This window comes from Comamonas odontotermitis (assembly GCF_040396735.1).
GTDB lineage: Bacteria > Pseudomonadota > Gammaproteobacteria > Burkholderiales > Burkholderiaceae_C > Comamonas > Comamonas odontotermitis_C.
In genome coordinates, this window is the sequence record NZ_JBEBNZ010000002.1 from 291,625 (window position 1) to 311,861 (window position 20,237).

At 62.4% G+C, this 20,237-nt stretch carries 17 protein-coding genes; 9 read left to right on the forward strand and 8 right to left on the reverse strand.

Going from position 1 to position 20,237, the window contains the following annotated elements; genetic code table 11:
* The first annotated feature begins 6 nt into the window (after nucleotides 1-6).
* The 6 genes from ACH2DG_RS03720 (at nucleotide 7) to ACH2DG_RS03745 (ending at nucleotide 8,953) form a co-directional block, all read left to right on the forward strand.
* Nucleotides 7-684 (forward strand): GntR family transcriptional regulator, encoded by a 678-nt coding sequence (locus ACH2DG_RS03720; RefSeq protein WP_395024354.1) that lies wholly within the window; start codon nucleotides 7-9, stop codon nucleotides 682-684.
* Nucleotides 681-1,640, forward strand: coding sequence for an allantoinase PuuE (gene puuE / locus ACH2DG_RS03725; RefSeq protein WP_395024355.1), 960 nt, complete (start codon nucleotides 681-683; stop codon nucleotides 1,638-1,640). The genes ACH2DG_RS03720 and puuE overlap by 4 nt, the downstream gene beginning before the upstream one ends.
* A 65-nt stretch (nucleotides 1,641-1,705) precedes the next feature.
* Complete coding sequence (gene uraD, locus ACH2DG_RS03730; protein WP_395024356.1) at nucleotides 1,706-3,481, forward strand: 2-oxo-4-hydroxy-4-carboxy-5-ureidoimidazoline decarboxylase; 1,776 nt, start codon at nucleotides 1,706-1,708, stop codon at nucleotides 3,479-3,481.
* Nucleotides 3,478-4,746: a M20 family metallopeptidase gene (locus ACH2DG_RS03735; protein ID WP_395024357.1), complete on the forward strand. Its 1,269-nt coding sequence runs from the start codon at nucleotides 3,478-3,480 to the stop codon at nucleotides 4,744-4,746. Before uraD ends, ACH2DG_RS03735 begins: the two co-directional genes overlap by 4 nt.
* A 296-nt stretch (nucleotides 4,747-5,042) precedes the next feature.
* Nucleotides 5,043-6,530: a nucleobase:cation symporter-2 family protein gene (locus tag ACH2DG_RS03740; RefSeq protein ID WP_224151640.1), complete on the forward strand. Its 1,488-nt coding sequence runs from the start codon at nucleotides 5,043-5,045 to the stop codon at nucleotides 6,528-6,530.
* A 98-nt stretch (nucleotides 6,531-6,628) separates the two neighbouring features.
* Nucleotides 6,629-8,953: an NADP-dependent malic enzyme gene (locus ACH2DG_RS03745; RefSeq protein WP_224151639.1), complete on the forward strand. Its 2,325-nt coding sequence runs from the start codon at nucleotides 6,629-6,631 to the stop codon at nucleotides 8,951-8,953.
* 165 nt (nucleotides 8,954-9,118) lie between these two features.
* Here ACH2DG_RS03745 and ACH2DG_RS03750 read toward each other — a convergent pair whose 3' ends face one another.
* The 3 genes from ACH2DG_RS03750 to ACH2DG_RS03760 form a co-directional block, all read right to left on the reverse strand.
* Nucleotides 9,119-10,396 (reverse strand): NAD(P)/FAD-dependent oxidoreductase, encoded by a 1,278-nt coding sequence (locus ACH2DG_RS03750; protein ID WP_395024358.1) that lies wholly within the window; start codon nucleotides 10,394-10,396, stop codon nucleotides 9,119-9,121.
* Nucleotides 10,397-10,411: 15 nt separating this feature from the next.
* Complete coding sequence (locus tag ACH2DG_RS03755; RefSeq protein ID WP_395024359.1) at nucleotides 10,412-11,263, reverse strand: NUDIX domain-containing protein; 852 nt, start codon at nucleotides 11,261-11,263, stop codon at nucleotides 10,412-10,414.
* Nucleotides 11,264-11,383: 120 nt separating this feature from the next.
* Nucleotides 11,384-12,364 (reverse strand): quinone oxidoreductase family protein, encoded by a 981-nt coding sequence (locus tag ACH2DG_RS03760; protein WP_395024360.1) that lies wholly within the window; start codon nucleotides 12,362-12,364, stop codon nucleotides 11,384-11,386.
* A gap of 151 nt (nucleotides 12,365-12,515) precedes the next feature.
* On the opposite strand from ACH2DG_RS03760, the gene ACH2DG_RS03765 reads away from it, so the two are divergent.
* Together ACH2DG_RS03765 and ACH2DG_RS03770 are read left to right on the forward strand one after the other, a co-directional pair.
* The gene (locus ACH2DG_RS03765) at nucleotides 12,516-13,418 is read left to right on the forward strand and encodes a DMT family transporter (protein ID WP_395024361.1); all 903 of its coding nucleotides are present in this window, start codon (nucleotides 12,516-12,518) and stop codon (nucleotides 13,416-13,418) included.
* Nucleotides 13,419-13,561: 143 nt separating this feature from the next.
* Nucleotides 13,562-14,347, forward strand: coding sequence for a DUF2076 family protein (locus ACH2DG_RS03770; protein ID WP_395024362.1), 786 nt, complete (start codon nucleotides 13,562-13,564; stop codon nucleotides 14,345-14,347).
* Nucleotides 14,348-14,455: 108 nt separating this feature from the next.
* Here ACH2DG_RS03770 and ACH2DG_RS03775 read toward each other — a convergent pair whose 3' ends face one another.
* From ACH2DG_RS03775 to ACH2DG_RS03795, 5 genes are all read right to left on the reverse strand, one after another.
* Nucleotides 14,456-15,283 carry an SDR family oxidoreductase gene (locus ACH2DG_RS03775; protein ID WP_224151633.1) on the reverse strand — a complete coding sequence of 276 codons (828 nt, stop codon included), beginning with the start codon at nucleotides 15,281-15,283 and terminating at the stop codon, nucleotides 14,456-14,458.
* Between the two features lie 64 nt (nucleotides 15,284-15,347).
* Nucleotides 15,348-16,259, reverse strand: coding sequence for a DMT family transporter (locus ACH2DG_RS03780; protein WP_395024409.1), 912 nt, complete (start codon nucleotides 16,257-16,259; stop codon nucleotides 15,348-15,350).
* Nucleotides 16,260-16,361: 102 nt separating this feature from the next.
* Complete coding sequence (locus ACH2DG_RS03785; RefSeq protein WP_395024363.1) at nucleotides 16,362-17,675, reverse strand: DUF3422 family protein; 1,314 nt, start codon at nucleotides 17,673-17,675, stop codon at nucleotides 16,362-16,364.
* A gap of 257 nt (nucleotides 17,676-17,932) precedes the next feature.
* On the reverse strand, nucleotides 17,933-19,447 hold the full coding sequence (locus tag ACH2DG_RS03790) for a tripartite tricarboxylate transporter permease (protein WP_184709183.1): 1,515 nt from the start codon (nucleotides 19,445-19,447) through the stop codon (nucleotides 17,933-17,935).
* A 14-nt stretch (nucleotides 19,448-19,461) separates the two neighbouring features.
* Nucleotides 19,462-19,950 carry a tripartite tricarboxylate transporter TctB family protein gene (locus ACH2DG_RS03795; protein ID WP_395024364.1) on the reverse strand — a complete coding sequence of 163 codons (489 nt, stop codon included), beginning with the start codon at nucleotides 19,948-19,950 and terminating at the stop codon, nucleotides 19,462-19,464.
* Between the two features lie 129 nt (nucleotides 19,951-20,079).
* Here ACH2DG_RS03795 and ACH2DG_RS03800 point away from each other — a divergent pair, with 129 nt between their 5' ends.
* Nucleotides 20,080-20,226, forward strand: coding sequence for a hypothetical protein (locus tag ACH2DG_RS03800; RefSeq protein ID WP_395024365.1), 147 nt, complete (start codon nucleotides 20,080-20,082; stop codon nucleotides 20,224-20,226).
* Nucleotides 20,227-20,237 lie beyond the last annotated feature (11 nt).

A 20,237-nucleotide genomic window follows, 5' to 3' on the forward strand; every position in this document is an offset into this window, starting at 1 on the left:
CCTGGTATGGAATCCACCTCCACTTCCACCATCGCTCAGGCGCTGACCCGCGCCATCGTCGAGCACAAGCTGTTGCCAGGCACCAAACTGGCAGAGCAAAAGCTTGCCGATCACTTCGGCGTCTCCCGCACGCTGGTGCGCCAGGCACTCTTCCAGCTGTCGCAGAACCATCTGGTCACGCTGGAGCCCGCCCGAGGCGCGTTCGTATCCACCCCTTCGGTCGAAGAGGCCCGACAGGTGTTTGCCGTGCGCAAGATGCTCGAAATCGAGATGACGCGCAACTTTGCACAGAACGTGACGCCCAAGCAGCTCAAGGCCCTGCGCGACCACGTCAAGCAGGAGGCCGCCGCGATGGGCAGCACCGATGTCAGCAGCCGTACCGAACTGCTGGGCGACTTCCATGTCCGCATTGCCGAGCTGATGGGCAACGAAGTGCTCGCCCAGATGCTGAGCGACCTGATCTCCCGCTGCGCGCTGATCACATTGATGTACCAGTCGGCCAGCGCCGCCGCGCATTCGCACGAGGAGCACGAGGCCATCGTGCAGGCGATTGCTGCGCGCGATGTCGAAGGCGCCGTGCAACTGCTGCAGGAGCACCTGGAGCACGTCGAGCAAGGCCTGCAGTTTGAGCGCGATATTCCCAGCAACGATTTGTCCATGGCTTTGTCCACGATCACGGTATGACTTACGACGCCACCGCCTCCTATCCCCGCGACCTCATCGGCTACGGCCGCGACGTGCCCCATGCGCAATGGCCCCAGGGCGCGCGCATTGCCGTGCAGTTTGTGCTGAACTACGAAGAAGGCGGTGAGAACAACGTGCTGCATGGCGATCCCGCCAGCGAGCAGTTCCTGTCCGAAATGTTCAACCCGGCAGCCTACCCCGAGCGCCACATGAGCATGGACGGCATCTACGAGTACGGCTCGCGCGCAGGCGTGTGGCGCCTGCTGCGCGAATTTGAAAAGCGCGGCCTGCCACTGACCGTGTTTGGCGTGGCCACGGCCCTGCAGCGCCACCGCGAACTGGCGCAGGCTTTTGCCGACCTGGGCCATGAAGTGGCCTGCCACGGTCTCAAATGGATCCATTACCAGAACGTGCCCGAAGAGACCGAGCGCGCGCACATGCAGCAGGCCATGGATATCTTCAAGAATATCTATGGCAGCCGCGTGGAACACGGCCTGGGCTGGTACACCGGCCGCGACAGCCCCAACACCCACCGCCTGGTGGCAGATTTTGGCGGCTTTGCCTACGACAGCGACTACTACGGTGACGACCTGCCCTTCTGGATGAAGCTGCAAAAATCCGATGGTGCAGCCGCCCACCAGCTGATCGTGCCCTACACGCTGGACTGCAACGACATGCGCTTTGCGCTGCCCCAGGGCTATTCGCATGCCGACCCGTTCTTCCAGTACCTGAAGGACAGCTTTGACGTGCTGTATGCCGAAGGCGACCCGCATGGCGAGAACCGCCCCAAGATGATGAGCATCGGCATGCACTGCCGCCTGCTCGGCCGCCCTGGCCGCATCACCGCGCTGCAGCGCTTTCTGGACCACATTCAGCAGCACGACAAGGTCTGGGTCTGCAAGCGCATCGATATTGCACGCCACTGGGCCCAGCATTTTCCGGCCCCGGCACTTTGAATGAAAACGACATCAAGCGCTTGACTGGCAAGCGCTGAATGCTCATATTTTGATAGGAGACAACCATGGCATTGACCCTGGAACAACTCAACAGCGCAACGCCTGAAGCAGCGCTTGCCATGCTCGATGGTCTGTACGAGCATTCGCCCTGGATTGCAGAGGCCGCGCTGGCGCAGCGTCCCTTCCAATCGCTCGCGCAGCTCAAGTACGCCATGGTCCGGGCGCTGGCTGCCAGCAGCGAGCAAGAAAAGCTCGACCTGATCCGCGCCCACCCGGAGCTGGCTGGCAAGGCCATGGAAACCAACACGCTCACGGCCGAATCGACCAACGAGCAAAGCAAGGCTGGCCTGACCCATTGCACGCCTGAAGAACTGGCCCACATCCGCCAGCTCAATGCCGACTACCAGGCGCGCTTCGGCTTCCCGCCCGTGCTCGCCGTGCGCGGCCCGCGTGGCCTGGGCCTGCCCAAGGCAGAGATCATTGCCACCTTCGAGCGCCGCCTGCACAACCACCCAGCCTTTGAACGTGACGAAGCACTGCGCAACATCCACCGCATTGCAGAAATCCGCCTGAACGACAAGTTCGGCTACGAGCCCACGCTGGGCAACGACGTCTGGGACTGGCAGGAGAAACTGGCCCAGCACAGCGACGAAGGCTACGCCGAAAAAGGCCAGCTCACCGTCACCTACCTCACCGATGCACACCGCGCCTGCGCCCAGCGCATCAGCCACTGGATGCGCGAGTGCGGCTTTGACGAAGTCGAGATCGACGCTGTGGGCAACGTGGTGGGCCGCTACCACGGCGCCACGCCCGATTCCCAATACCTTTTGACCGGTAGCCACTACGACACCGTGCGCAACGGCGGCAAGTACGATGGCCGCCTGGGCATCTTCGTGCCCATGGCCTGCGTGCGCGAACTGCACCGCGCGGGCAAGCGGCTGCCCTTCGGCATCGAAGTCGTCGGCTTTGCCGAAGAGGAAGGCCAGCGCTACAAGGCCACCTTCCTGGGCTCTGGCGCGCTGATCGGCCACTTTGACCAGAATTGGCTGGGCCAGAAGGACGCGGATGGCATCACCATGCGCGAAGCCATGCAGCACGCCGGCCTGTGCATCGACGACATCCCCAAAATCCAGCGCGATGCCGCCAGGTACCTGGGCTTCATCGAAGTGCATATCGAACAGGGCCCGGTGCTCAACGAACTCGATATTCCGTTGGGCATCGTCACCTCGATCAACGGCAGCTCCCGCTATGTGTGCGAGATGATCGGCATGGCCAGCCACGCCGGCACCACCCCCATGGACCGCCGTCGCGATGCCGCCTGCGGCGTGGCCGAGCTGATGCTGTACGCCGAAAAGCGCGCCGCACAGGATGGCGATTCGGTGGCCACCGTCGGCATGCTGGAGGTGCCCAGCGGCTCGATCAACGTGGTGCCCGGCCGCTGCAAGTTCAGCCTGGACATGCGCGCTCCCACCAATGCACAGCGCGATGCCATGGTGAGCGACATCCTCGCCGAGCTGGCAGCCATTGCCGAGCGCCGAGGCCTGCGCGTAACCAGCGAGTTGACCATGCAGGCTGCTGCGGCTCCCAGCGCGCCGCAATGGCAACAGCGCTGGGAAAAAGCTGTAGAGGCCCAGGGCGTGCCTCTGTTCCGTATGCCCAGCGGCGCGGGACACGATGCCATGAAGCTGCACGAAGTCATGCCGCAGGCCATGCTGTTCGTGCGCGGCATCAACAGCGGCATCAGCCACAACCCGTTGGAATCGAGCACGTCGGACGACATGCAGCTGTCCATCGACGCTTTCACCCACATCCTTCAACAACTCGAAAAAGAGGCAGCATGACCAACGCAACTACCTACGCAGCCCTGGACCAGTGGATCGACCAGCACTTTGACGAAGAAGTGCAGTTCTTCCAGAAGCTGGTGCAGGTTCCCACCGATACGCCCCCCGGCAACAATGCGCCCCACGCCGAGCGCACGGCCGAGCTGCTCAAGGACTTTGGCTACGAAGCCGAAAAGCACGTGGTACCGGAAGCCGAGGTCAAGGCCTATGGCATGGAATCGATCACCAACCTGATCGTGCGCCGCCAATATGGTGATGCAGGCACGGGTCGCACCATCGCCCTGAACGCCCATGGCGACGTGGTGCCTCCCGGCGAGGGCTGGACCAAGGACCCTTACGGCGCCGAAATCGTGGATGGCAAGCTCTACGGCCGCGCCGCCGCGGTAAGCAAGAGCGATTTCGCCAGCTTCACCTACGCCGTGCGTGCCCTCGAAGCCGTGGCCAAGCCTGCCAAGGGCGCGGTCGAACTGCACTACACCTACGACGAAGAGTTCGGCGGCATCATGGGGCCGGGCTGGCTGCTGGAGAAGGGGCTGACCAAGCCCGATCTGATGATCGCTGCCGGCTTCAGCTACGAAGTGGTGACTGCCCACAACGGCTGCCTGCAGATGGAAATCACCGTGCAGGGCAAGATGGCCCACGCCGCCGTGCCGCACACCGGTGTGGACGCGCTGCAGGCCGCCGTGGTGCTGATGAATGCACTGTATGCCGAGAACACCCAATACCAGCAGATCACCTCCAAGGTGCCTGGCATCAAGCATCCATATCTCAACATCGGCCGCATCGACGGCGGCACCAACACCAACGTGGTGCCAGGCAAGGTGGTGCTCAAGATCGACCGCCGCATGATTCCGGAAGAGAACCCCGCAGAAGTCGAAACCCATATCCGTGCGGTCATCGCCAAGGCCATCGGAGATTTCAACACCCGAGGTGGCTACACCGGCGAAGATGCCGTGCGTGTGGATATCAAGCGTCTGCTGCTGGCCAATGCCATGACCCCTCTGCCCGGCAACAAACCCCTGGTGGATGCCATCCAGCAGCATGGCGAAGCCGTTTTCGGCGAAAAACCGCCTGCAGTTGGCACCCCGCTGTACACCGACGTGCGCCTCTATGTGGAGCGCGGCATTCCTGGTGTGATCTATGGCGCGGGCCCCCGCACCGTGCTGGAATCGCACGCCAAGCGCGCCGACGAGCGCCTTGATCTGCAGGACCTGCGCCGCGCTACCAAGGTGGTGGCACGTGCGCTGTACGACCTGCTGGCCTGACGATGGCCGCGAAAGTAGCCGCCAACACTGCCTGAGCGCAGCTACCGCCCGCACATCACCTTCTCGCAACGCCTCCTTCGGGAGGCGTTTTTCATTCTTTCGTCTTCCAGCGCATGCACTGCCCGCATGCAAGCTCCTGATTCAATAGCGGGAAAATTGTCACCAACTGCACAGGTTCCGGGCAGTTTCAGGGTAATCAGCAAGTCGCTTGCACGCTGAATGTGTATACACTTTTTGTATGGATTCGCCGTACCGCAATCCAGCTGTACAAGATTTTTCGTGATAGGAGCGAAAGAATGCAATCTAACAAACACCCTGTGGACGAAGTACTGCCGTTGGGGCGGTTGACGGCACTTGGTTTGCAGCATGTATTGGTCATGTATGCGGGTGCGGTCGCGGTACCGCTGATCGTGGGCCGGGCATTGAACCTGGACCACCACCAGATCGCCAAGCTCATCTCCGCCGATTTGTTTGTCTGCGGCCTGGTCACCCTGATTCAGGCCTGGGGCGCAACACGCTGGTTCGGCATCAAGCTGCCGGTGATGATGGGCGTGACCTTTGCCAGCGTGGCGCCGATGATTTCCATGGCGCAGACCACGGGCGGCACCTACGGGGCGGGGTTGATTTTTGGCTCGGTCATTGGGGCCGGGGTGATATCGATTGCCATCGCCCCATTTGTCAGCCGCATGCTGCGGTTCTTTCCGCCTGTCGTCACCGGCACCATCATCACGGTCATCGGCATCAGCCTGATGCGCGTGGGCATCAACTGGATCTTCGGCAACCCTGTAGGGCCAACCGCGCCCAATGTCGTCAACCCCGAGTACGCCAAGTGGTTGCAAGAGGCCCAGGCCATGGCCGGCGCACCAGGCTCTTCACTGCCGCCTATTCCAAAGGGCATGAGCATCCTGCCGTCCATTCCCAACCCCAAGTACGCAGACCTCAGCGGCGTGGCCATTTCGGGCATCGTGCTGGCGTCCATCCTGCTGATCACCAAGTTCGCCAAAGGCTTTTTGGCTAATGTGGCCGTGCTGGCCGGCATCGTGATTGGCGCCATCATCGCCACGGCGATGGGTTTCATGACCTATGAAAAGGTCGCCCAGGCCGAATGGTTTGATTTCGTGATGCCGTTCGAGATTGCAGCGCCCGTGTTCGATCCGATCCTGATCCTGACCATGACCTTGGTGATGATCGTCGTGATGATCGAATCGGTCGGCATGTTCCTCGCGCTGGGAGATATGACGAGCAAGGAAGTGACACCGGATGACCTGACGCGCGGCCTGCGCACCGATGGCCTGGGCACCTTGCTGGGCGGCATCTTCAACACCTTCCCCTACACCAGCTTCTCGCAGAACGTGGGCCTGGTGGCAGTCACCGGCATCCAGAGCCGCTTCGTCTGCGTGGCTGGCGGCTTTATCCTGATCATTCTGGGCGTGCTGCCCAAGCTGGGGGCCCTGGTGGAATCGCTGCCCACCATGGTGCTGGGCGGCGCGGGCCTGGTGATGTTTGGCATGGTGGCCGCCACGGGCATCCGCATTCTGGGCAATGTGGATTTCCGCAACAACCGCTACAACGGCATGATTGTCGCGGTGTCCATTGGCGTGGGCATGATCCCGCTGATTGCACCAAGCTTTCGCCAGTGGATGCCGCACGCCATTCACCCGCTGATCGAATCGGGCATTCTGCTGGCATCCATCTGCGCTGTGGCACTGAACGTGTTCTTCAACGGTGCCAAACACGACGAGGCCGCCATTGTGCAGGCCGCTCGGCAGGCGGACGCTCACTAACAACACTTGCTGCGCTGCAGCATTGAAATTGAGACCCACTACCAAAATGGAGTGGGTCGACGCATTTATGATGCAGTTGACATTTACAGGATTGATCTATGGCACAGCAACCACTTTCCGCCGCCGAACAGGCTCTCCGCGATGCGGCTCGCGAATACCACCGCAGCCCCAGCAGAGGCAAGATTTCGGTCACCCCCACCAAGCCATTGTCCAACCAGCGTGATCTGTCGCTGGCCTACTCGCCAGGCGTGGCCTACCCCTGCCTCGACATCCAGGCCGACCCCAGCAAGGCGTTCGATTACACCTCGCGCGGCAACCTGGTGGGCGTGATCACCAATGGCACCGCCGTGCTGGGTCTGGGCGACATTGGCCCCCTGGCCGGCAAGCCGGTGATGGAAGGCAAGGGCTGCCTGTTCAAGAAGTTCGCCGGCGTCGATGTGTTCGACATCGAACTGGACGCACGCGACCCTGACAAGATCATCGAAATCGTTGCAGCACTGGAGCCCACGCTGGGCGGCATCAACCTGGAGGACATCAAGGCGCCCGAGTGCTTCTACATCGAGCAGGAGCTGTCCAAGCGCATGAACATTCCGGTGTTCCATGACGACCAGCACGGCACCGCCATCATCTCCAGCGCGGCATTGCTCAATGGCCTGGAACTGGTGGGCAAGGCCATCGGCGCCGTCAAGATTGCCGTATCGGGCGCGGGCGCTGCAGCCATTGCCTGCGTGGACGTGATGGTGGGCCTGGGCGTCAAGCGCGAGAACATCTACATGGTGGACTCCAAGGGCGTGATCTACGAAGGCCGCCCTGGTGGTCTCGATGCCTCCAAGGCCCGCTACGCGCAAAACACCGAAGCACGCACGCTGGCCGACGTGGTCGACGGGGCCGACGTGTTCCTCGGTTGCTCGGCTCCCGGCGTGCTGACGGCCGACATGGTCAAGACCATGGCCGACAAGCCCATCATCCTGGCGCTGGCCAATCCCGAGCCGGAAATCCGTCCAGAACTGGCCAAGGCCATCCGCCCCGACTGCATCATCGCCACGGGCCGTTCGGACTATCCGAACCAGGTCAACAACGTGCTGTGCTTCCCCTACATCTTCCGTGGCGCGCTCGATTGCGGCGCCACCAAGATCACCGAAGCCATGAAGCTCGCCTGCGTGCGCCAGATCGCCGAGTTGGCCAAGGCCGACATCAGCGAAGAAGTTGCTGCCGCCTACTCCGGCAAGGAACTGACCTTTGGCCCGGACTACCTCATTCCTACGCCATTCGATTCGCGCCTGATCCTGAAGATCGCGCCCGCCGTAGCCCAGGCTGCAGTGGAATCCGGTGTGGCCACGCGCCCCATCACCGACATGGAAGCGTACAAGGAACACCTGACCCGCTTCGTCTACCAGACCGGCATGCTGATGCGCCCCGTCATCACAGCCGCCAAGGCCTTGCCGGACGCCCAGAAGCGCGTGGCCTACGCCGACGGTGAAGACGAGCGCGCGCTGCGTGCCGCTCAGATCGTCATCGACGACGGGATCGCCCGCCCCATTCTGGTGGGCCGCCCCGCCGTGATTGCAGCGCGCATTGCCAAGGCGGGCCTGCGCATGCAGCCCGGCAAGGACGTGGAAATCGTCAACCCAGAAGATGATCCACGCTTCCGCCAGTACTGGGAAGCCTACCACCAGCTGATGAAGCGCAACGGCGTGACCGCCGAAGTGGCCAAGGCGGTGGTGCGCCGCTCCAACACCATCATTGCAGCGCTGATGGTCAAGCTGGGTGACGCCGACGCCATGATCTGCGGCCTGGTGGGTACCTACGAAACCCATCTGGAACGCATCCACAACATCATCGGTCGTGCAGAAGGCGAAAAGCAGTACGCAGCCCTGAACGCGCTGATGACCGAGCAGAACGGCTCGCTGTTCATTGCCGACACCTATGTGAACGAAAACCCGACCGCCGAAGAGCTGGCCGATATCGCCTGGGCTTCGGTGCAGGAAGTACAACGCTTTGGCATTCCGCCCAAGGTGGCCTTCCTCTCGCACTCCACCTACGGCTCGTCCAAGCGTGCCTCGGCCCGCAAGATGCGCGAAGCGCGCGACATCTTCGTCGCCCGCCACCCCGGCATCGAGTGTGATGGCGAGCTGCACGGTGACGCTGCGCTGGAGCCCGCCATCCGCGACCGCTATATGGAATCGGCAGACTCCACGCTCAAGGGTGAAGCCAATGTGCTGGTCTGCCCCAACCTGGATGCGGCCAACATTCTGTACAACGTGCTCAAGACCACGACCAGCGGTGGCGTCACCGTCGGTCCGATCCTGATGGGCACGGCCGCTACGGCTTACATCCTGACACCGGCCTCCACCGTGCGCCGCGTGATCAACATGACAGCCCTGGCCGTTGCCAGCGCCGCTGCGCGCCGCGCGAACGCCTGACGCCCTAACCCGGGCACCCGCCCTGCGCAAAACCCCCTGCAGCCGAATCGGTGGTAGGGGGTTTTTATTTTGCTATTGAAAATATAGTAAAAAGCACAGAACCCTGAAGCGCTAACGGCCAAAAGCACTGCGCTGGCATGCAGGTCTTCGGTGGCGCAGCAACCGCTAACCTGCCGTGCGCAGTTGCCAGAACGGCAGCGCCTGCGGACCGCACATGCCTGTGGCAATGCGCTGCGCCGTGGGCAGCGATCCGGTCAACCCCAGATGGCCGTGACCCACTGCAAGCCACAGACCGGGGATGGTGTCGATGTGGCCCACCACCGGCACCGAGCCCGGCAGGCAGGGCCGGTGCCCCATCCAGTGCTGGGCCTGGTGTTGCGCCAGGGCTGGGAATGCCTCGCGCGCGATGCGCTCGATTCCCGCTGCACGGCGCGGGTTGGGCGGCGCCTTCAGGCCTGCAATCTCGACCGTGCCACCGACACGCAGGCCGCCCTCCATGGGTGCGATGAACACCTTCTTGTCGGCCAGCACCACCGTACGGCCCACCAGATGCTGGGCACCGGCAAACTGCGCGTGGTAGCCGCGCTGCGATTCCACCGGCAGCAGCATGCCCAGCGGCCGCAGCAATTGCGGAGCCCAGGCGCCCGCCGCAACGACTATCTGCGTCCAGCGCTGCCTGTCCAGTGCCGCCTCTCCGGTCTTCACCGACCAGCCATCGGGGGTGATGTGGAGCGCGCGCACTTCGGCACGCGCCAAGGTGCCGCCACGCCGTACAAAGGCATCCGCCATGGCCTGTACATAGCGCAAGGGGTTCAGGATGGTGCCGTGGTCAGCCAGAAAGCGGCCATGGACATAGCCAGCGGGAGCATGGGGCTCCAGCGCTTCAATTCCCGCGCGGTCCAACTGCTCGACCTGGTAGCCATATTGCTCGCGCAGCTTCCAGCCCATGGCGTCCTTCTCTGCAGCCACTGCATCGGGGTAGAGGTGCAGATGGCCATGGCGAATGAACAGCTCCGGCACGCCCAAGCGCTGCGCCAAGGTCTCGTGGGCATCAACCGCGCCGTGGTACAGGTCGTTGAGCCGCGCTGCAGCCGCCGCCACACGCTTGGGCTCGGCCGATTGCGCAAAGGCCACCAGCCACGACGCCGCCTTGGGGAAATGCTTCCATGCAATGGATAAGGGGCCATCCTGGTCCAGCAGCATGCCGGGCACGGTCTTCAAGATGCCGGGCAAGGCGAGCGGCGCCACCGAGCCCGGGCTGATCGCGCCCGAGTTACCGTAGCTGCACTCCATGCCGGGCTCTCCACGGTCGATCAGGGTGACGGCCACGCCATAGCTCTGCAGCGCCAGCGCAGTTGCCACACCCACCACGCCCGCGCCCACTACCACCGCCTCCTTGGGGCGCAACACGTTTGCGCCGCCCGCACCTGCCTGCTCTGCCATGACCATCCTCTGTTGCTACTTCATCCATCCCGCATAGCCTGCCCATACCAGGCTGGCCTCGGGGGTAAATTGGCCTTGCGCCAGCTGCTGCTGCACCTTGTCTGCCGACCAGGGGGCAAACTGCGCAACCTCTCCATCCTGGTTCTGCGGCGCCATGCCCTGGGGCAGGGTAGCCACATACCAATGAATGTCTTCGTGCATGTAGCTGATGTCATCACCGCCATCCATGCCCGGCTGGCGAAAATGCAGAACACCGCCCCAGCGCATGTCGGCCAGCTCCGCGGTTCGCAACCCTGCTTCTTCCCAGGTTTCGCGCTCCAGCGCCTGCTCCAGCGTGTCCTGTGCGGACACCATGCCGCCCATCAGCGTGTCCCAGTGCAGCGGATAGCTCGCCTTGTCTGCCGCCCGCTGCTGCACCCACAATCGGCCATCGGGGCTGAGGCCCACCAGATGCACGGCCTGCGTCGCAATACCCAGCACCCGCACTGCACCGCGCTCCACCGTGCCAATGCGGCGGCCATCGACGGCATGCACGGCCAGTTGTTCATTGCGCCACGGGCCGCTGCGGCCTGCATCGCGCAGCGCATCGGCCAGCCGGTTCATCAACCGGGTAGCGTCTTGCGTGGGAGACTCCAGCAGCCACACCGCCACGCCTGCGCGCTCTTCCTTGGACAACAGACTGTCGCCCCCCAGCCTGCCTGCAATACCGGTCTCCAGCAGAAAGTGCTCCACCAGCGAACCCACTGCCTGACCGTTCACCCACAGCGGAATGCGCGGCTTGCGCGCTGGCTGCTGCATGGCTGCTTGTGCTGTAGCAAGCCACGCTGGCGGCTCTGAAGCAAAGAAGGCGGTGGGAATATCTGGCATGGAAATTATCAAAAAAGAGAGCTGGTAGCGCTTTGCCTTATTGGCTTTACATGGATTTTATCCATCAACCCCAATATCAGACAACGCTGCCAGCTATGGTTCTTGTAGCCCTCAGGGAGTTTACGGCAGCAATATGCTGGAGCCAGTCGTCTTGCGCGCTTCCAACGCGCGGTGGGCCTCTTGCACATCGGCCAGCGCAAAACGTTGTTCGATGTGAATCTTGACCTCGCCAGAAGCCACCACGCCGAACAGATCATCGGCCATGGCCTGGCAGGCCTGGCGCGAGCTGAGGTGTGCAAACAGCGTCTGGCGCGTCACATACAGGCTCTTGGGCGCCAGTGCCGCAGGTGCAAACGGCGGCACAGGTCCGGATGCATTGCCGAACGACACCATCAGCCCGAAGCGGCGCAGGCACTGCAGCGAGCCTTCCCACGTATCCTTGCCGACGGAGTCGTAGACCACCTTCACGCCTTCACCGCCGGTGATCTCGTTTACGCGCTTGGCAAAATCCTCCGTGCGGTAATTGATCGCAACATCTGCACCATTGGCGAGCGCCAGCTGGCATTTTTCTTCCGAGCCCGCCGTGGCAATCAGGCGCAGACCCAGCGCCCTCGCCCATTGGCAGGCAATCAGGCCGACACCACCCGCTGCCGCATGGAACAGCACATGATCGCCCGCATTCAGGCCTTCCACGGGCTTGGCCTTTTTCAGCAGGTACTGCGCCGTCATGCCCTTGAGCATCATGGCCGCGCCGGTCTCGAAGCTGATCGCATCGGGCAGCTTGCAGACAAAGGTGGCAGGCATGACTCGCACCTCGCTGTAGCTTCCCGGCGGATTGGTGGCATAGGCGACGCGGTCGCCCTCCTTCAAATGGTCCACGCCTTCTCCCACGGCCTCCACAACGCCCGCACCCTCCATGCCCAGTTGCAAAGGAAGGGGCAGCTGGTACAGGCCGCTGCGCTGGTACACATCGATGAAGTTCAGGCCGATGGCATGGTGGCGCACCCGCACCTCGCCCTTGCCCGGCGCGCCTATCTGCACCTGAACGAGTTTCATCTCCTCAGGGCCGCCATTGCGTTCAATCTGTACTGCCAAAACCATGGGATCTCCTTTGCGCCTGTGTATCGCCAAATGAACGGCCATGCTGCCATGGTTTCGCCAAATCTGCAGCACCGGCTCTCCAAAGCCTCAGCGCATTGGGCAACTGCCCGAGGAGACTTCGAACGCGGTCTGCAGCAGTTACAGTCACGCGATGCAACAAAAACTGACACCTTCGACCATCTTCTTCCTGACAGCAGCTCCGCTCATGTGGGCAGGCAATGCAGTGGTTGGACGGGTGGTGCACGATCTGGTGTCACCCATGTTGCTCAACTTCATCCGCTGGCTGATTGCCTTTGTCGTCATCCTGCCGCTGGCACGCAGCATTCTGACCAGGAGCAGCCCGCTGTGGCCACACTGGAAGCGCTGGTCCTTCATCGGCCTTCTGGGCATCGGCTGCTACAACGCCTTCCAATATCTGGCGCTCAAGACTTCTGGGCCCATCAATGTGACGCTGGTGGCCGCCAGCATGCCGCTATGGATGATGGCCTTTGGCGCCCTGTTCTTCAACAGCCGCGTCACGCGGCCGCAACTGGCCGGAGCAGTGTTCTCGATCACTGGCGTGCTGATCGTGCTCAGCCATGGCCAGTGGGAGCAGTTGACCCAGCTGCGTCTGGTGCCCGGCGATCTGTACATGCTGCTGTCCACGGCCTGCTGGTCTCTCTACAGCTGGCTGCTGGTGCGCACCACGGAGCCGGCAGGCATCAAAAGCCATTGGGCGCAGTTGTTGATGGCGCAACTGGCCTTCGGCCTGGTCTGGTCGGGCCTGTTTGCCGGAGGCGAATGGGCCGTGGGCGCAAGCCACCTGCAGTTGAACGGCACCTTGCTCGCCGCCATTGCCTATATCGTGATCGGCCCGGCCATCCTGGCCTACCGCTTCTGGGGTGTGGGCGTCCAGCGCGCAGGCCCTACGGCGGCGGGTTTTTTCACCAATCTGACGCCGCTCTTTGCCGCCGTGCTCTCCGCGGCCTTTCTGGGGGAGCCACCGCGCCTGTACCACGCCATCGCATTTGTGCTGATTGTGGCGGGCATCGTGATTTCATCACGCCGCGTCTGAGAGCGCCTGCACGCCCTCAGTCTGGAATGCAGAGTTACACCCTGCAACCGCTGCCTCTGTAACTTCACATCAGCGCTCTTGTTTCGGCGCACACTGCATCCATCTGCGGTTCATTCCTCGGCAGACTGGAAGGAGTTCATCCCATGACCGAACAAGAGCAGCAACTGATCAGCAGCTTGTTCCAACAACTGCGCCAACTGGACGGCCAGCCCAAAGATACGCAGGCTGAGGCCAGCATTCGCCAGTGGGCCACCCAAACCCCGGATGCCGCTTACTGGCTCACCCAACGCACGCTGCTGCTGCAGCAATCGCTGCAACAGGCCCAGCAGCAGATCGCGCAGCTGCAAGGCCAGCTCTCGACCGCCGCTGACAATGGTGTCAGCAGTGGATCCGGCAGCTTTCTGTCATCCGCGCCTGGCCTCGACACCCGCTTTGGGCGTGGTGCCGATATGCCAACTGCTGGGCCAGGTGGCGCGGCGCCTTCCGCACTCCCAGGCTGGCGCGACCGCCGGATCGGTACGCCTCTTGCGGAGGCTCCCGCTGTGCCCGCTGGCGCATACGCGCCCCCCGGAGCCAGCCTGAGCGGCGGCTTTCTGGGCAGCGCTGCAGCAGCGGCTGCCGGTGTTGCAGGAGGCATGCTGCTGTTCAATGGACTGGGCCACCTGCTGGGCGGCCAGCAAACTACCGGCAATGGCTGGAACAAGGCCAGCAATGCCAATGCCGCGGATCACGGAAGCGCCCTTCCCGGCAACGACAACAGCGGCCTGGACAAACTGGCCCAGCAAGCGGGGCGCGACCATGTCGGCCAGCCCGATGCATCGCCCAACACGCTGCTGGATGACGCTCGCGCCGATGATGCAGGCGATGAAGGGTTTGGCAGCAACTTCAGCGACGGCGGCGATATCTTTGACGATGACAATTTCGCCTGATCGTGTGCGGCGACGATAAAAAAGCCACGGCATGCCGTGGCTTTTCTTCTATCTGATGGCAGTTGACGCATCAGCAGCAAGCGCCAGCCGACGCCCCGCCCCCTCGCCTCAATAGGTACCAGGATAGGCGCCACCGTCAGGCAGAATGTTCTGACCGGTGATGTAGGCCGCCTGCTGGCTGCACAGAAACGCGCAGATGGCGCCAAACTCCTCCGCGGTGCCATAGCGGCCCGCAGGAATCTGCTTTTGCTGCGCAGCCCGGATGTCCGCTTCGGACTTGCCGGTTTTCTGGGCTGTGGCAGCAATGGTGCCTGCGATGCGGTCCGTATCGAACTTGCCGGGCAGAATGTTGTTGATGGTGACGCCCTGCGCAGCGATGGAACTGCGTGCCACGCCCGCCACAAAGCCGGTCAGGCCGCTGCGCGCGCCGTTGGACAGGCCCAGGATATCGATGGGCGCCTTGACCGAACTGGAGGTGATGTTGACGATGCGGCCAAACCCACGCTCGGCCATGCCGTCGATCACGGTCTGGATCAGCGCAATCGGTGTGAGCATGTTGGCGTCCAGCGCCTTCACCCACGCCTCGCGGTCCCAGTCGCGAAAATCACCCGGGGGCGGCCCGCCTGCATTGTTCACCAGGATGTCAAAGTTCCTGCCAGGGCCGCCTTCGGCGTTCAGCACCGCAGCGCGGCCTTCCTCGGTCGTGATGTCTGCCGCCACGGCAATCACCTGTGGAGCCACCCGGCCAGGTGCTGCTGCCGCCCACATGGCGGCCATCACCTTGAACTGGCGCGCCGTGTCCTTGAGCGCGTCGGCGCCACGGGCGTTGATGACCACATTCACGCCCTCGTTGACCAGGGCCTGCGCACAGCCGCGTCCCAGTCCCTTGCTGGCCGCACACACCAAGGCCCATTTGCCCGCAATTCCCAAATCCATAATCCGTCTCCTTTCGAGATTGCAATACCAAGATCAAAGAAAATCTGCCGCCAGCGCTTACCCGTCAAACGCTTGCAGCTCTCTTTTTTATACTTTTCGCCTGGTGGGTGAATACATAGATCCCCACCAGCACCAGCGCCGTGCCAGCCACCATCACGGGTGTCAGCGCCTCATCGAGCAGCCACACACCCATCAAAATGGTGGACAAGGGGCCAATCATGCCAGTTTGCGCCACCGTGGCAGCGCCCAGGCGTTCAATCGCCAGCATGACCAGCAGCACCGGCAGCGCCGTGCACACCGTTGCATTGAGTACCGACAGCCAGATGACGGGCATCGCCACCTGCGCGGCAGCCAGTGGCCGCACCAGCAGAAACTGCACAATGCAGAACAGGCAGGCAAAGCTGGTGGCCAGCCCCACCAGGCGCAGCGCGCCCATGCGCTGCACAAACTGCGCGCTGTACACCAGGTAGATGGCATAGCTCACCGCACTGGCAAACACCAGCGTGGCACCCCACCACACCTTGCCGCCACCGGCGCCCGCAGCGCCGTGCCCGAGTGCCTCTACGCCAAACACCAGCATCACACCGGCGTAGCTGATGGCCAGGCCCAGCAACTGGCGACGGGTGGCCTTCTTTCGGTAAAGGAGCCAGCCCAGCGCGAGCACCAGGGTAGGGTTGAGGTAGAGGATGAGGCGCTCCAGCCCTGCGGTGATGTAGGTAAGCCCTGCAAAATCCAGAAAGCTCGCCAGGTAGTAGCCCGAAAAACCCAGCGCTGCAGAGCCCAGCCAGTCGTGCAGCGAAAGTGGGGGCTTGCCGCGTCCGGCCCACCAGGCCATCACAACAAACAGCGGCAGCGCAAACAGCATGCGGTACATGATGAGCGTGACCGCATCCACACCGTAGCGATAGGCAAGCTTGACGATGATGGCCTTGCCACTGAAGGCAATGGCGCCCACCACGGCACAGGCCATGCCCATTTTGCGGGCCGATGGCGAAAGCACCGGCGCAGGTGCTGCAGTAACTGACACAGTGAATCCAGAAAAGAAGAAGGCCCGGATACCAAAGGGCCTGCGGGCGGTTTAGTTGTGCTCTTGCGCACCATGGAACAAGCGATGGTGCATGCGGCGGATCGACCACCAGACACCCAAGCCTACCATGGGGATCGCCAGCGCTGCCGTCGTTTCTGGCGACAGCGGCCAGCCCCATTTCTGCAGGCCTTTGGCCAGGTAGCTGATGAGGCCGACGAAGTAATAGGTGATGGCCGCCACCGACAGGCCCTCCACCGTCGACTGCATCTTGAGCTGCAGGCCCTGCCGCTCGTTCATCGCCTTGAGTACCGCCTGGCGGCCCTGCTTCTGGCTGATATCGACCCGCGCCTGCAGCAAATTGCTGATGCGGGACACGCGCTGGGACAGCGCCTCCAGCCGCTGGTGGGCCGAGACACAGGTGTTGCGCGCCGGAGTGAGGCGTCGGTCCATGAAGTCGCGGATGGTCTGGTAGCCCGCCAGGCGCGTTTCCGCGATGTCGCCCACCCGTTGCTGCACCAATGCAAAGTAGGCCGTGCTGGCCGAAAACCTCGAATGGTTGGCCGCGTATTGGCTCTCCACTTGCGCCGCCAGCCGAGTAAGCTGGTCGAGCAATTGCGGCTCGCTCGCGGCACCGGCACTGCGAATGGCTTCCGACAGCTGGGCCAGCTCGGTTTCGGTGGCGGCCAGCTTCTCCATGGTGTCGCGCGCTGCGGGCAAACCCAGCAGCGCAGCCATTCGATAAGTCTCGATTTCAATCAACCGCTGCACCAGCCGGCCCATACGCGCAGCCGGCAAGCCATGGTTCAGCACAAAAAGGCGCGAGGCGCCATCCGAATGGATGGCGAAATCGGTGTAGATACGCGCCTGCTGCTCGGCGGTTTGCGATGCAACCAGTTGGTCCTCATACAGCCAGCCGTGCTCGATATTCCGCTCCAGGCCTTCTGCCAACGCCAGCACCCACACATTCATCGCCAGCAGGCACTGGCCCGGCAAACCGGCGAGCCATTGCGCAGGAATGGCGTCACTGGCCGATTGCGGGCCTGCAGCCTGCATGGCGGCGGCGTTGGCGGGCACCATCCAGGTCCACGACACAAACTCGGTGTGCAGCTCCCAGCGCAGGCGGCAGTTTCCCAAGTCCAGCCTCAGATGATTGGCATCGTCTGCGCCATCAGGTATGGGCAGTTGCAGTTCGCGCAGCAACTGGTAGAGCCACTGGCGGCTGGCGGCGCGCTCTGCGGCATCGGCCCACATCACCACGCAAAAGACTGCAGTGTCGTCGGGCAAGGCCTCAGGTGGGCGCGAATGGACTTCGTTGTGCAAGGAGCGGCGCAGGCCGTGCTGTTGCAGGAGAGGCAGATTTTTCATGCAGGTATGCGTTGCTGGCAGCCACGCCCTGTGCAGGTGGCGCAGCCGTGGCAGCCATTGTTACGCCAAGCCAGTACCTGTTGCCCGCCCTGCTGTTAATTTTGCGTACGCCATCCAGAGTCGTTACCGCCTCCATACGGCGCCGCCGTCCCCTCAAACGCAGTTCTTCCATAGGCCGTCGAACTGCATTGGAGGCAAAAAAAAGCGGCACCCGAAGGTGCCGCTGCAAAGTGGTAGTTGTCTGTCTCTATCAGCGATCAGTCTTCTTCAACGAAGGCTTCTTCACGCTTCTTGCTCACTGCGGGCAAGCACACCACGATCAGCAGGATGGCAGCTGCAATCAGCAGGCCGGCGGAGATGGGGCGGGTGACGAACACCGACCAGTCACCGCGCGAGAGCAGCAGTGCACGGCGCAGGTTCTCTTCCATCATCGGGCCCAGGATGAAGCCCAGCAGCAGCGGTGCGGGCTCGGTGCCCAGCTTGTGGAACACATAACCCACGAAGCCGAAGATACCGACCATCCACACGTCCCAGCTGTTGTTGTTGGTGCCATACACACCGACCGCACAGAACAGCACGATCGAAGGGAACAGCCAGCGGTAAGGCACGGTGAGCAGCTTGATCCAGACGCCGATCAGCGGCAGGTTCAGGATGATCAGCATCAGGTTACCGATCCACATCGAGGCAATCAGGCCCCAGAACAGCTCGGGGTTGCTGGTCATCACCTGGGGGCCAGGCTGGATGTTGTGAATGGTCATGGCGCCCACCATCAGTGCCATCACGGCATTTGGCGGGATACCCAGGGTCAAGAGTGGAATGAACGAGGTCTGCGAGCCTGCATTGTTGGCCGATTCCGGAGCGCATACGCCACGGATATTGCCCTGGCCGAATGGAACTTCACCTGGCTTGAGACGCGTCTTCTTCTCGATGGTGTAAGCCGCAAAAGCCGACAGCATGGCGCCGCCACCAGGCAGAATGCCCAGCGCAGAGCCCAGGGCCGTGCCACGCAGCATCGCGGGGAACATGCGCTTGAAGTCTTCTGCCGTGGGCATCAAACCCGTGACCTTGGCGGCGAACACTTCACGCTCATCGTCAGGCTTGGACAGATTGGCAATGATTTCGCCGTAGCCGAACACACCCATGGCAATCACGACGAAGTCGATGCCGTCGGTCAGTTCAGGAATGTCGAAGGAGTAGCGGGCCACGCCCGAGTTCACGTCCGTTCCCACCAGACCCAGCAGCAGGCCCAGCACGATCATGCCCACGGCCTTGAGCAGCGAGCCCGAGGCCAGCACCACCGCGCCGATCAGGCCCAGGGTCATCAGCGAGAAGTACTCGGCAGGGCCGAACATGAAGGCCACTTCCGTGAGCGGAGGCGCAAAGGCAGCCAGAATCACGGTGCCCACGCAGCCCGCAAAGAACGAGCCAATGCCTGCCGCTGCCAGCGCTGGCCCCGCTCGCCCTTTTCGGGCCATCTGGTAGCCATCGATCACAGTCACCACCGAGGACGATTCGCCCGGCAGGTTCACCAAAATGGCGGTGGTCGAGCCACCATACTGCGCGCCGTAGTAGATGCCGGCCAGCATGATCAGCGCCGCCACGGGGGGCAGCGCATAGGTGGCCGGCAGCAGCATGGCGATGGTGGCCACGGGGCCAATGCCAGGCAGCACGCCAATCAGGGTACCCAACAGACAGCCGACAAAGCAGTAGATCAGGTTTTGGAAAGTGAAGGCCACACCGAAACCGGTGGCCAGGTTATTGATCAGATCCATGGTCCTGGCTCCTCTTAACCGGTAATGAAGCTAGGCCACACGGGGAACTGCAGATTCAGTGCCCACACGAAAGCGACGTAACTGCCAACGGCCAGGATGGTGGCCAGAACGAACACCTCCTTGGCGCGGAACTCATGCCCTGCCATGCTGGCAATGAAGACCAGTGCATAGATGGCAACAATCAGGCCCATGGCTGGAATACCGAGCGTAGGCACGCCGACCAGCAGGATGCCGAATGCAAAGTTCGCCAGCAGAATGAAGAACACCTGCTTCCATGCCCATTTACCGATGGGGTCACCATCCCGGGGGCCGTTGGTGAGGCCCTTGAAGGCGACGGCCGCGCCAATCACAGCAAGCAGAATGCCCAGAATCAGCGGGAAGTAACCCGGCCCCATGCGTGCGCCTGTACCGATCGTGTAGTTCTTTGCGCCCACTGCGAACGCAATCCCCACCGTCATGTACATGATGCCCGCCCAAAAGTCTTTTTGGCTCTTGAGTTTCACTATGTCTCCAAACGAAAATATGGATGTTGTGCATTGTGGATGCTGACAGTTGGCTGACAGATGTGGATTCCACTTACGATTGGACACAGGAAAACCCTAGGTCAAAACACCGCACCCAACCGCAGCGCCATGATTCACAAGCAATTACCGGCACAGCTGTATTTCCGGGATTCTCTAGCCCCGGAAGTTTTTTATGAAACCGGCCACCACCGCACCATCGGCGCACGGCAGAACTTTGTTTTTGATAGCAGTCCGAACGGCTGGCGGACAGGTTGAAGAGCCGGTGG

Excerpts from the sequence above, each read along its gene's own strand:
- ACH2DG_RS03740 (WP_224151640.1), top strand. The coding sequence starts at position 5,043 with ATGCAATCTAACAAACACCCTGTGGACGAAGTACTGCCGTTGGGGCGG.
- uraD (WP_395024356.1), top strand. The coding sequence starts at position 1,706 with ATGGCATTGACCCTGGAACAACTCAACAGCGCAACGCCTGAAGCAGCG.
- ACH2DG_RS03800 (WP_395024365.1), top strand. The coding sequence starts at position 20,080 with ATGATTCACAAGCAATTACCGGCACAGCTGTATTTCCGGGATTCTCTA.
- ACH2DG_RS03785 (WP_395024363.1), bottom strand. The coding sequence starts at position 17,675 with ATGAAAAATCTGCCTCTCCTGCAACAGCACGGCCTGCGCCGCTCCTTG.
- puuE (WP_395024355.1), top strand. The coding sequence starts at position 681 with ATGACTTACGACGCCACCGCCTCCTATCCCCGCGACCTCATCGGCTAC.
- ACH2DG_RS03760 (WP_395024360.1), bottom strand. The coding sequence starts at position 12,364 with ATGGTTTTGGCAGTACAGATTGAACGCAATGGCGGCCCTGAGGAGATG.
- ACH2DG_RS03735 (WP_395024357.1), top strand. The coding sequence starts at position 3,478 with ATGACCAACGCAACTACCTACGCAGCCCTGGACCAGTGGATCGACCAG.
- ACH2DG_RS03720 (WP_395024354.1), top strand. The coding sequence starts at position 7 with ATGGAATCCACCTCCACTTCCACCATCGCTCAGGCGCTGACCCGCGCC.
- ACH2DG_RS03770 (WP_395024362.1), top strand. The coding sequence starts at position 13,562 with ATGACCGAACAAGAGCAGCAACTGATCAGCAGCTTGTTCCAACAACTG.
- ACH2DG_RS03765 (WP_395024361.1), top strand. The coding sequence starts at position 12,516 with ATGCAACAAAAACTGACACCTTCGACCATCTTCTTCCTGACAGCAGCT.
- ACH2DG_RS03755 (WP_395024359.1), bottom strand. The coding sequence starts at position 11,263 with ATGCCAGATATTCCCACCGCCTTCTTTGCTTCAGAGCCGCCAGCGTGG.
- ACH2DG_RS03775 (WP_224151633.1), bottom strand. The coding sequence starts at position 15,283 with ATGGATTTGGGAATTGCGGGCAAATGGGCCTTGGTGTGTGCGGCCAGC.
- ACH2DG_RS03780 (WP_395024409.1), bottom strand. The coding sequence starts at position 16,259 with ATGGGCATGGCCTGTGCCGTGGTGGGCGCCATTGCCTTCAGTGGCAAG.
- ACH2DG_RS03750 (WP_395024358.1), bottom strand. The coding sequence starts at position 10,396 with ATGGCAGAGCAGGCAGGTGCGGGCGGCGCAAACGTGTTGCGCCCCAAG.
- ACH2DG_RS03745 (WP_224151639.1), top strand. The coding sequence starts at position 6,629 with ATGGCACAGCAACCACTTTCCGCCGCCGAACAGGCTCTCCGCGATGCG.
- ACH2DG_RS03790 (WP_184709183.1), bottom strand. The coding sequence starts at position 19,447 with ATGGATCTGATCAATAACCTGGCCACCGGTTTCGGTGTGGCCTTCACT.